General features: G+C 42.4%; 9 protein-coding genes. 8 read left to right on the top strand and 1 reads right to left on the bottom strand.

What is annotated here, in order from left to right:
• Positions 1–101 precede the first annotated feature (101 nt).
• The 4 genes from hemW (at position 102) to ODOSP_RS13510 (ending at position 4,999) form a co-directional block, all read left to right on the top strand.
• Positions 102–1,223 carry a radical SAM family heme chaperone HemW gene (hemW, locus tag ODOSP_RS13525; RefSeq protein WP_013612861.1) on the top strand — a complete coding sequence of 374 codons (1,122 nt, stop codon included), beginning with the start codon at positions 102–104 and terminating at the stop codon, positions 1,221–1,223.
• A 139-nt stretch (positions 1,224–1,362) separates the two neighbouring features.
• Positions 1,363–2,808 (top strand): asparagine--tRNA ligase, encoded by a 1,446-nt coding sequence (gene asnS / locus ODOSP_RS13520; RefSeq protein ID WP_041556852.1) that lies wholly within the window; start codon positions 1,363–1,365, stop codon positions 2,806–2,808.
• A gap of 64 nt (positions 2,809–2,872) precedes the next feature.
• Positions 2,873–4,384: an RNA polymerase factor sigma-54 gene (rpoN, locus tag ODOSP_RS13515; protein WP_013612859.1), complete on the top strand. Its 1,512-nt coding sequence runs from the start codon at positions 2,873–2,875 to the stop codon at positions 4,382–4,384.
• Between the two features lie 15 nt (positions 4,385–4,399).
• Positions 4,400–4,999 (top strand): hypothetical protein, encoded by a 600-nt coding sequence (locus tag ODOSP_RS13510; RefSeq protein ID WP_013612858.1) that lies wholly within the window; start codon positions 4,400–4,402, stop codon positions 4,997–4,999.
• A 1-nt stretch (position 5,000) separates the two neighbouring features.
• Here the strand turns inward: ODOSP_RS13510 and ODOSP_RS13505 are convergent, their stop codons facing one another.
• Positions 5,001–5,435, bottom strand: coding sequence for an SPOR domain-containing protein (locus ODOSP_RS13505; RefSeq protein ID WP_013612857.1), 435 nt, complete (start codon positions 5,433–5,435; stop codon positions 5,001–5,003).
• A gap of 147 nt (positions 5,436–5,582) precedes the next feature.
• On the opposite strand from ODOSP_RS13505, the gene ODOSP_RS13500 reads away from it, so the two are divergent.
• The 4 genes from ODOSP_RS13500 (at position 5,583) to ODOSP_RS13485 (ending at position 11,983) form a co-directional block, all read left to right on the top strand.
• Positions 5,583–6,383 carry a peptidylprolyl isomerase gene (locus tag ODOSP_RS13500; protein ID WP_013612856.1) on the top strand — a complete coding sequence of 267 codons (801 nt, stop codon included), beginning with the start codon at positions 5,583–5,585 and terminating at the stop codon, positions 6,381–6,383.
• A gap of 117 nt (positions 6,384–6,500) precedes the next feature.
• The gene (locus tag ODOSP_RS13495) at positions 6,501–7,067 is read left to right on the top strand and encodes an RNA polymerase sigma factor (protein WP_013612855.1); all 567 of its coding nucleotides are present in this window, start codon (positions 6,501–6,503) and stop codon (positions 7,065–7,067) included.
• Between the two features lie 88 nt (positions 7,068–7,155).
• A complete protein-coding gene (locus tag ODOSP_RS13490; protein WP_013612854.1) occupies positions 7,156–8,316 on the top strand; it encodes a FecR family protein in 1,161 nt (386 codons plus the stop codon).
• A 100-nt stretch (positions 8,317–8,416) separates the two neighbouring features.
• Positions 8,417–11,983, top strand: a complete 3,567-nt coding sequence (locus ODOSP_RS13485; RefSeq protein ID WP_013612853.1) for a SusC/RagA family TonB-linked outer membrane protein — start codon at positions 8,417–8,419, stop codon at positions 11,981–11,983.
• Positions 11,984–11,985 lie beyond the last annotated feature (2 nt).

Raw genomic sequence — 11,985 nt, 5'->3', positions numbered from 1 at the left:
GCTATCAACAATCCTTACAAATGTAGTAAAAAGATGAAGACTGCACTCTGTTGGTTCCGGATTTTGTTCTTAGCTTTGTATCGAAATTTCAAAAGATCGCTATGGGCATTTATGTACATATCCCTTTTTGCCGGAGTAAGTGTTATTATTGTGGTTTCTATTCGGTTGCTTCTACTCAGCTGAAAAAAGCCTACATAGCTGCATTAGGACACGAAATACAATTGCGTAAAGATTATTTGGATACATCGGAAGTAAAGACACTTTATTTTGGGGGAGGTACTCCCTCATGGTTGAGTATGGATGAATTGACCGATATCGTTACGACACTCGAAATGAATTTCGCATTGAACTGCGTAGCTGAACGCACTATCGAAGCAAACCCTGAAGATATTACCCGGGATAAACTGAAGGGGTGGAGAGCCTTGGGATTTGATCGGTTGAGTATCGGTATCCAATCGTTTAACGATGAGGTTCTGAAACGGATAAACCGGACACATACGGCTCAGGATGCCCTCCGGTCCGTGGAGTGGGCTGCTGATTCGGGATTTGAAAATATAGGGATAGATTTGATACTCGGATTGCCGGGGTATACGAGACTGCATTTGCAACAAGATATGGAAATCGTAAATCATTTACCTATAATACATTTATCGGTTTATTTATTAAGTATCGATTCAAATACAGTCTTTGAAAAATTGATGCAGAAAGGTCGATTTCAGCCTCAAACCGACGATGAACTGGCTGATCAATATTTGTGGGTTTCCGATTACTTGAAATCAATTGGTTTCGAGCATTATGAAATTTCTAATTTCGCTAAAAACTCTAAATATTCCCTACATAACACCTCCTATTGGCAACAACAGAAATATGTGGGCTTTGGTCCGGCTGCACATTCTTTCGATCTGAATTCCCGTCAATGGAATGTAGCTCATCTAAAATCTTATATCGATAATTTAGCTAATGATAGGTTAAGCTTTGAAAAAGAGATTTTGACGGATAAAGATAAATTCAACGAATATATCATGACCAACCTGAGGACGATGTGGGGGATTCAGGAAGAAAAGATGCAATTACAGTTTCCTGACTTTTCGAAGACCGTTCGTCCGAAACTAGCCCCTTTTCTCGAAAACGGGTCGGTGGTTTGTCAAAACGGCCGGATCAGGCTGACAGAAAAAGGATGGTTGGTTTCGGACGATGTGTTCAGTGATTTATTCGTTGTTTGATTAGGAGATTTTCTTTAAGGTATTGAATAAAGTTTTAAGCAGGAGAACTTTATTTTTGTCTGAATTTGTTATCTTTGCAAATCCGTGTCTTGAAGAGGCGGAAGAGAATGTTAAACGATTCATGTGTAAATTAAACGAGATGAGCACAAAAAAATTGTCAATCAAAGAGTTATTGCAATCTGGAGATTGCGACAAAGAAGTGGAAATCAGTGGTTGGGTGAGAACCAAGCGAGGTAATAAGCAAGTGAATTTTATCGCTTTGAATGATGGCTCTACCATAAATAATATCCAGATTGTGGTTGACATGAATAATATTTCAGAGGAGTTGATGAAAAAAGTCACCACAGGAGCTGCGATTCATGTGAAAGGATTGTTGGTGAAGAGTGAGGGAAGCGGACAATCGCATGAAATTCAGGCTCATGAATTGGACGTATTAGGGGAAGCCGATCCTGAAAAATATCCGATACAACCTAAAAAGCATAGTCTGGAATTTTTGAGAGACCATGCACATCTGCGTTTTCGCACCAATATGTTCGGGGCTATTTTCCGGATTCGTCATGCTATGGCGTTTGCTATCCATCAATATTTCGATCAGCACGGGTTCTTTTATTTGCATACTCCGCTGATTACGGCTTCCGATTGTGAAGGTGCCGGCGAGATGTTTCGGGTAACGACACTGGATCCTAAAAATCCGCCTTTGACAGAAGAGGGAGAAGTCGATTTCAGACAGGATTTTTTTGGTAAAGCAACCAATCTGACGGTGAGTGGACAATTGGAAGGAGAGCTTGGAGCTATGGCTTTGGGAAAAATCTATACTTTCGGACCCACCTTCCGGGCTGAAAATTCAAATACGACCCGGCATTTGTCGGAATTCTGGATGATCGAACCGGAGGCGGCTTTTTACGATCTGGACGATAATATGGACTTGGCGGAAGATTTTCTGAAATACCTGATCCGTTATGCTTTGGACAATTGTATGGATGATCTGAAATTCCTGAGTGCCCGTCAGCAGGAGGAAGAAAAGAATAAGAAAGCGGAAGAACGTTCTATGGAATTGATCGAGAAGCTGAATTTTGTGCTGACTCATTCTTTCGAAAGAGTGACTTATACAGAGGCGATCGAGATTCTGAAAAATAGTAAGCCCAATAAGAATGGAAAATTCCAGTATCCGGTGGATGGCTGGGGTGTCGATTTGCAAAGTGAACACGAACGTTATCTGGTAGAAAAACACTTTAAAAAACCGGTGATTCTGACAGGCTATCCCAAAGAAATCAAAGCTTTCTATATGAAGCAAAATCCGGACGGAAAAACGGTTGCAGCCATGGATGTGTTGTTCCCGCAGATCGGTGAGATTATCGGAGGGTCACAGCGTGAAGAGAACTATGATAAATTGGTAGCCCGGATGAACGAAGTGGGGATTTCCGAAGAGAGCATGTCCTATTATTTGGATACACGTCGTTTCGGATCGGCTGTTCATAGTGGGTTCGGCTTAGGATTCGAACGCTTATTGTTATTCGTAACCGGTATGGGAAATATTCGGGATGTGATTCCTTTCCCGCGTACACCTAAGAATGCAGAGTTTTAAAAATTAATTCGGTATACCAATGTAATTTTTACATTGGTATATTTTCAATGAGAGAATAGAAAACGTGCTAAAACAAAGTTTACAGCAGAAATTAGGATTGAAGATTAATCCTCTTCAAATACAGTTGATTAAACTGTTGGAGCTTCCTACGTATCAATTGGAGCAGCGGATAAAAGAAGAATTGGAGCAAAATCCTTTGTTGGAGGAGGTGGAAGAAAAAGGAGAAACGGATGTAAACGAGGAAACTGCCACCGATTCGGGAGAGGAGTTTGATGATGATTATCAGGAAGGTGAAAGCGAAGAGGAAAATGATTTGAGAGGTGACGATGATTTTTCTTTAGAGGATTACATGACAGATGATGACGATACACCTGATTACCGTTTGAATTCTTCCAACGCTTCTAAAGACGAGGAGACACGTGATTTTGTATTCTCTCAGGCGTCCTCGTTCCGGGAAAATCTGATCGCACAATTAGGGACACGTCCGTTGAGCGATCTGGAGCGGCGCATCACTGAATATATCATCGGAAACATCGATGAGGACGGTTATTTAAGGCGGGATATCGAGAATATTGTCGATGATCTGGCTTTCGGTGCAGGGATCGAGGTCTCTGAGGAAGAGGTTTTACGCTTGCTGAAGATTATTCAGGAGTTCGAACCGGCAGGAGTAGGGGCCCGTGATTTGAAAGAATGTCTGTTATTGCAGATTCAACATAAATTGAACGAAAATCCGGAGCACAAACTGTTGCAGGATGCCAAAGCAATTTTGGAAGAATGTTTCGAAGAGTTTTCACGTAAACATTACGAAAAAATATCCCGGAAACTACGATTGAGCGATACAGAACTGAAACAGGCCATAGACGAAATTTTGAAATTGAATCCCAAGCCCGGGGGGACAGTCGCCGATTTTTCTTACGGACAACAGGCCGAAAAGATTATTCCGGATTTTATGCTCGATTTGGTAGATGGAGAATTGCAGCTGAGTTTAAATTCAGGGGATATTCCCGAATTGAAAATCAATAAAGCTTATCTGAATATTCTTGAACAGTATCAGAAAGACCAGTCGCCTAAGAATAAGAAAGATGTCGTGTCGTTTGTAAAGTATAAATTGAATTCTGCCAGATCGTTTATAGATGCTGTACAACAACGAGACAACACCCTGATGCTGACCATGACCGCTATCGTACAGTTTCAGAAACAATTTTTCCTGACCGGTGATGAAACGATGTTGAAACCGATGATTCTAAAAGATATAGCTGATATTACCGGATTGGATGTTTCAACGATATCACGGGTTTCCAATTCAAAATACGTTCAGACGTGGTTTGGAATATATGCTTTAAAGGATTTTTTTACTGGCAGTATGCAAACGACAAGTGGTGAGGAGGTAAGTACAGGTGAATTGAAGAATATGTTGAAAAAATTGGTCGATGATGAAGACAAGAAAAAACCGCTGACAGATGACGAATTAGTGATTTTGATGGAGAAGGCCGGTTATCAGATAGCCCGGAGAACGGTTACCAAATACAGGCAAATGCTCGATATTCCGGTGGCCCGATTAAGACGTGAAATATAAACTAAACCTCTATCGATGAAATATATAGCTCAAACAATATCTTATATTTTGCATCCGATGCTGATGCCTTTGTATATTCTTTTTTTTATCTTCAATAATAACACTTTGTTTGCGTATATTCCCTGGGGGGTAAAATTGTATTGTTATCTGGTGACCGTATTCGCTCTTTTGATCATGCCCGTTATCAGTTTGCCTTTGTTTAAGCATTTCAGGTTGATCCGCAGTTATGAGTTGAACGATAAACAAGAAAGGGTATATCCGATATTGGTGGCTGTGGCCTTTGCCTTTTTAGGTTTTTGGCTGTTGGGACGTATCGGTTATACAAATATCGTAAGGCAGCTATACCTGGTGTTGATTATTTTGTTGTCCACTTTTTCAGTGATTACTTTCCGGTGGAAGATCAGTATGCATATGACGGCTATCGGTGGATTATGTGGTTTTCTGCTGGTCTGGGGGATGAACTATCAGGGGGACGTGCGTAATGCTTTTATTTTATTTTTGCTTTTGTCCGGTATATTGGCAACTTCCCGTTTGTATCTGAAAAAACACACTCCTTTGCAGGTTTATCTGGGTTTTTTGTTCGGTTTGTTTTTTGTATTTGGAATCCTTTTATAGGTCAGTTGACTTTGTGAACCCAAATATCTTGCCGGTCGGTGATTTTCCGGTATTCATCCCGGGCTGCATTCGCTTCGTTTTCTGTTGGGAAACTTTCTATGCTGACACGATATCTTTGGGAAGAACTGATCAATGTGGCCGGATAATCCTGGGCTTTTAATTTTTCGACAAGCTGTTCCGCCCGTTTTTTTTCTGCAGAGCTGAAACTCCCCACGATAATATGATATCTGGTACCACTATGGGTATTAGCTTGCTGGGGAAGTATTGGCGTAGCATGGGAAGGTGAAGTAGCTTCCTCGCCGGTTTGCCGTATGTTGTGGTTGCCTCCTGTTTCGCGGACAACAGTAATCGTACTCAGGTACTTGGCCGGCAGTTCTTTATTTTTACAACCGTAAATCAAAAAGCTAAGTAATAGAAATAGCAGTGTAAATTTCATTGTCAAAGAATTTTGTCGCAAATATACAGGTTTGAACCGGAAAACGATATTTCGTCACAAATTTAGTAAAAAATAGGTTAGTTTATGCCGAGATAAATTAATTTTGCTGACAAGAAAGGTATCATTCGGTCCTAATGGTTGTAGTTTATGAAAAGAATTGTTTTTATCCTGGTGTTAAGCCTGCTGCTCGGAGCTTGTGAGCGGAAAAAGGACACGGTTATCCGCATGGAGACTTCTTTGGGAAATATCCGGTTGAAATTGTATGATGAGACGGTATTACATCGTGATAATATCCTGAAATTAATCCGCGAAGGCTATTATAACGGTATGCTTTTTCATCGGGTAATAAAGGATTTTATGATTCAGACCGGTGATCCGGATTCGAAATCGGCACGTCCGGGGATGGTCTTGGGAGCTAACGATATCGGATACACATTGAAAGCAGAGATTGTCCCGAAATATTTCCATAAAAGAGGGGTACTGGCAGCGGCCCGTGAAGCCGATAATATCAATCCGGAACGGAGCTCCAGCGGATCGCATTTTTATATCGTGCAGGGAAGAATTTTTACTCCCGATATCATCGATGAAGAAATAGAGAAAATCAATAACAAGCGCTATACCGCCCTTTTTAATCGTTTACAACAAGCTTGTGAAGGAGAAATCCTGAAGTATCAACTAGCAAATGATTATGAGAAGTTGATGCAGTTGAACGAAAAGCTATCCGATACGACCCGTCTTTTATTCGATCAGGTGAAGTTGAAACTTACCGGGGAACAGCGGGCAGCCTATACGACCATCGGGGGAAGTCCCCATTTAGACGGGGAATATACTGTTTTCGGTGAAGTGATCGAGGGAATGGAAATTGTCGATTCTATTGCCGAACAAGAGACGGACGATAATTGCCGCCCCTTGAGGGATGTTGTGATTCTAAAAATAGAAGAGGAATGAGAGAAGTGTAAATGGTAGAGATAAGGTATAAAAAGGCAAGGCAATATCAAAAAGCAGATAATTTGAAAATAATTATTTTTGCGAAGGTACCGATCTGCCTTTTCTAATTTGCAGTGGATGGTATTATTTTCTGAAGAGAATATTATTGAAGCTTTAAGGGCTGGAAATGAAATATGTATCAAAATGATGTTTGATAAGTATTATCGTTCATTATGTGTGTATGCGTTAAAATATGTGCCTACTTTAGAAGATGCTGAAGATATCGTACAAAATGTATTTGTGACTTTTTGGGAGAATAAAAAAGGGGGGCAGTTTGAAGGTTCACTACGTGCCTATCTGTTCGGAGCTGTTGCAAAAGCCTCTTTAAAATTGTTGGATAAATATAACCGCTTCAAGTTCGATGATATAGAAGAACATGTTAATCTTTTTTTGGAGGAAATTGCATTTTATGAGGATGAGGAATTGAATATTCTGAAAGAGAAAATTGAATTTGAAATTATACAATTGCCAGAGAAATCCCGGGAAGTATTCAAAGCTGTTGTTTTGGAAAATCTGACTTATAAACAAGTGGCAGAACGTTATCATATTTCTGTAAATACGGTAAAAACCCATTATTCCAATGCTCTTCGGCAACTGCGTCGGAATTTGGGGAAAATTGTTGCATTCCTGTTACTTTTTTCTTGATATTTAAAATTTTTTCTTTTTATAAAAAATCGGATTTCTTTTCACCCATTTTTTAATATATAGGAATATATATAAAAAGATGTCTGAAATGGATCAGTTTATATTGGAATGGATAGCGGATTATTGTACCGGTAGAATAAATGCGGAAGAGGCTGGAAAATTGCGTGAATGGATAGATAAAGCTTCGGAAAATCGGGAATTGTTTGAGCAATACCTGAAAACGGTTAAGATAAATCGGATGGTGGAAGGAGCAGATTGGTTAGATGAAGAGAGAGCATGGCAGGAGTTGGCAGGTAAGATCAGACGGGGAAGAATCAAGAGTTTTTACCGCCGTTTGTCTCTCGGGGCTGCGGTTGTCATTATTTTTATTGGTTTGGGGATGGCTTTTTGGCAGAGAAACAAACTGACGGAACAGGAGGTACAATTAATACAGATTTTACCGGGATCGACAAAAGCCACTCTGATATTAGCTAACGGCTCCCAGATTGATTTGACGAGAGGTGATTTGAAAGAAGTAATTACTACGGAAGCTTTAATTGAAAACGATTCTTTGCTTGGGTTACAATATAATCATATTAAACTGAGGGATGAACAGCCGGTTTTTCATACAGTGAAGGTTCCTGTTGCCGGAGAATATCATTTTACTTTATCTGACGGTACCAAAGTTTGGATGAATTCGGATTCAGAACTTCGTTTCCCGGTAAATTTTACAAGTAACCGCCGTGAAATTTTTATAAAAGGGGAGGCTTATTTTGAAGTGGAACCTGATCGGGAACGGCCGTTTATCGTACATGCTAATCAAGTGAGTATTCAGGTTTTGGGGACTAAATTCAATGTTTCTGCTTATGGTGAAAGTCAGCAAGTGCTAACGACTTTAGTACAGGGGGGAGTGAATGTGAAATATGCCGGTTTGCAAACAGAGTTGCAACCAGGGTTTCAGGCGGTTACTGATATAAAAGCAGGAACCATGGACAGACGAGAAGTAGAGGTAGGTATGTATACTTCTTGGACTAAAGGAATTTTTGAATATGAAAATATGCCTTTGTCTGATATTGCTGTGCAATTATCCCGTTGGTATGATGTCCGTATTATTTTTGCTGCTCCGGAATTTGCAAACCGGCGTTTTACGGGTGTGGTCAGGAAATATGATGTATTGAATGATGTGCTGTCAATTATAGAACAGACAACGGATGTGTGTTTTATTGTTAATGGTAAAGAAATTGTGGTTAAAGCAACAGGCTTAGACTGAATCTAAAAAAACGGGAAATGCTCCAACATTTCCCGTTTGAGGTGATTTATTCCGGAATTGTCGACACTCCGGAGATGTGTTAATTAAAACGAACAAATTTATGAAAAAAAAGCGAATTTCTGAATTTCTCCAACGCTTATCTGTTGGAAGGAAAGTTTTGTATCCCATGAGATTAACGGTGATTCTAACCATTTTCTTGTCTATGAATGTTTTCGGTGATGTTGTATCACAAACCGTAAGTTTAAAACTGGAAAATGCTACTTTGCGGGAAGCTTTTAAAATATTGAAGAAGCAAACAGGAGTCTATTTTATTTTCAATGAAGAAGAGCTTGCTACTGACGTACGCCTGAATATGAAAGTGGATAATCTTTCATTGGAGAACACAGTAAGGCAGATATTGCAAGGTTTGCCGTATGATTTCGAATGTCTGGAGAATATGGTCGTGATTAAACCGGCAAAGGACATTCCCCAGCGAAATGAGGAAAAGGTGAAAATCCTGAAGGGAAGGGTTACCGATGCCGAGGGTAATCCTTTGCCCGGCGTTTCGGTTATCATGGAAGGAGCTGCCCGGGGATGTGCAACTAATATCGAGGGCGAATATATGTTGGTGATCGAAAATAGACCGGGAATCAAATTGATTTATTCTTTTGTTGGAATGACTCAGGAAAGTCGGACCTGGAAAGGAGAAGAAAGGATAGATGTCAAAATGCATGAAACTAATGTAAACATGGATGAAGTGGTGGTAACCGGTTATCAGGTGCTTAGCCGCCGGGAATCCGCCAGTGCCGTGTCTACAGTGAAAACTGAAGATATCTATATGGCGGGAGCACCCTCGATCGACCAGATGTTGCAAGGACAGATTCCCGGTTTGATGGTGATGAATACTTCGGGTGAACCGAGTGCTACGCCTAAAATACGTATCCGGGGAACTTCAACGATTAACGGAAATAAAGCTCCGGTATGGGTTGTTGATGGGGTGATTCTTGAACAAAATGTTCCGATTACGGCGTCGGAATTGAATAGCGAGGATGCAGAGTATTTGGTGGGGAATGCGATTTCAGGCATCAGCCCGCAGGATATTGAGTCGATTACAGTGTTGAAGGACGCTTCTGCTACGGCGATTTACGGGGTGAAGGCGGCGAACGGGGTAATTGTACTGACGACGAAGAAGGGAACGGTGGGACGCCCGAAGGTGTCGTACCATGGGGAGGTGCTGGTGAACCAGCGGCCATCGTACCGGAATTTCGACCGGATGAATTCGGCGGAGCGGATGCAGTTGTCGAAGGATATTTTCGAGGAGGGGTTGGCTTATAGTTCTTCGGCAGTTTCCAATTTGACGCCTGACGATTCGTATGAGGGATTATTGAATGAATTGATCAACCGGCGGATGTCGAAAGAGGAGTTTGGTGTGCGGGCGATGGAGATGGCGGAGCGGAATACGGACTGGTTCGACGTGCTGTTCCGGAATGCGGTGACGCATTCGCACAATGTGAGCGTGCAGGGGGGGGACGAAAAGGCGAAGTATTATGTGTCGGTGGGGTATAATAACAACCAGGGTGGCGCGAAAGGGTCGCTGAGCGAGCGGTTTACGTCGTTGGCAAAAGTAGATGTCCGGTTGAACGACTGGGTGAGATTCATGACGAAAATCGATTTCAGTACGACGAAAAATGAGGGGTATTCAACAGTGTCTCCGTTCTCCTATGCGTATAATACATCGCGGACGGTGAAGCCTTATGAAGAGGACGGATCATACCATTATATAAATAAAAGCCAATACAAGTATAATGTGTTGAAGGAGTTGGACGAGACAGGCAAGGAGAACAAGTCGAACGATTTCAATGCGTTGTTGGATATGAATGTGAAGCTGTGGGACGGATTGTCCTATCAGGGGACGTTCTCTTACCATAATTCGACGTCCAATTCGCGGGACTGGAAAACAGAGGAGTCGTATTTTATCGCCGGTATTCGGGGATATAATTACAGGCAGTATGACGAAAATACGGATGATTATTGGAAATCACGGTTGCCGTACGGCGGTATTTTAACACAGGGGCATACGCAGAAAACGGGCTATACCGTGCGAAATGGATTGAGTTATATCAAACTCTTCGGGGTACACGACGTGAATGTCATTGTGGGTTCCGAGTTGCGAGGCACGAAGTACACGGGGGTGAATGTGACGGGTTACGGCTGGACGCCGACGTTCGGGGAGCGTTTTATGCCGGTATATACGGACAGATTTTTGTCGGGGTATGCGCGGAATACTCCGACGAATACGAACAATATTTCACGGGTAGCCTCATTTTACGGTTCTGCGACTTATACGTACGACAACCGTTATGTGGCAAATTTTAATATCCGTTCGGACGGAGCGAACAAGTTCGGAAGCAATCCGAAGTACCGATGGTTGCCGACATGGTCTGTGGCCGCGAAGTGGATGCTGACTCAAGAGCATTTCTTGGAGCATTTCGCCGACAAGGGACATTTCGTGGCTTTCCGGGGCAGTTACGGTATCCAGGGGAATATCCACGATGATGCGACGCCGAATCTGATTCTTTCAGTGGGGAACCGCCACGATGTAAGCAACCTGGAGCAGTCTACGATTTATCGGTTGCCGAATCCTGATTTGCGTTGGGAGAAGACGGCTTCATGGAATGCAGCGGTGGATTTTTCTTTTTGGAATGGCCGGCTTTCCGGTAGTTTCGATGTGTACAAGAAGTATACGAAGGATTTGATCATGGATAAAGCTGTGGCATCTTCAAACGGACGGAGTGTGCTTTACATGAATAGCGGGAAGATGAACAACCAGGGGTTCGAGGGGAATTTGAGCGTGCAGATTATCCGGAACAAGACGTGGAACTGGAATTTCAACGTAAACTTCGGGCGGAATACGAGTGAGGTGACGCTGGCGAACGATGACATCTACAGTGAGCAGGAGGTGCTTGATAAGATGCTGGCGGGGAATCTGGCGGTTGCCGGAGAGAAGTTGGGCACGATGTATTCTTTCCGTTACGGCGGGTTGTCGGCGGAGAACGGTTATCCTCTGTTTTACGGAAAAGAAGGGGAATTGTGGTACCATGGAGAACCTACTTTGATGGAGTTGGTGAAGAGTGGGTCGATATTTCCTGATTTGTCGGGTGGGTTCGATACACAATTGACTTTCAAAAGGCGTTTGTCATTATCGCTGGGCTTCTCGTATAACTTGGGCGGCGTATCGCGTTTGCCCCAGATATATGCTGATAAAAAACGTATCTTGTCACCGTTGGAGAATGTGTCGGACAATTGGAACAGCCGTTGGAGGAAGCCGGGCGACGAACAGCATACGGATGTGCCGACGTTGTTTAATTACAATGTGGCATCCGGATTGAAGACAAACAGGAGCGAGAATTTTAGGAATGGGTATGAATATGGTACTTATCTCTACGATTTGTCAGACCTGCGTGTGGCAAAGTCCAGTTTCTTGCGGCTGCGGATGGTAGGGTTGAGTTACCTGATTCCTGAAAAGATACTGAGCAAGGTGGGCATCTCTTCCATGCAGCTCCGTTTCCAGGCTTCCAATCTGCATGTGTGGGCGAAAAAAGCTTGGAAAGGGCTCGATCCGGAGACGCCGAGTGCCAATATTCCGATATTGCCTTCCTACAGTTTGGGTATTAACGTTACATTTTAATG

Origin of the sequence: Odoribacter splanchnicus DSM 20712 (genome assembly GCF_000190535.1) — a bacterium.
GTDB classification, from domain to species: domain Bacteria; phylum Bacteroidota; class Bacteroidia; order Bacteroidales; family Marinifilaceae; genus Odoribacter; species Odoribacter splanchnicus.
This window is presented reverse-complemented; position numbering and strand designations above follow the sequence as displayed.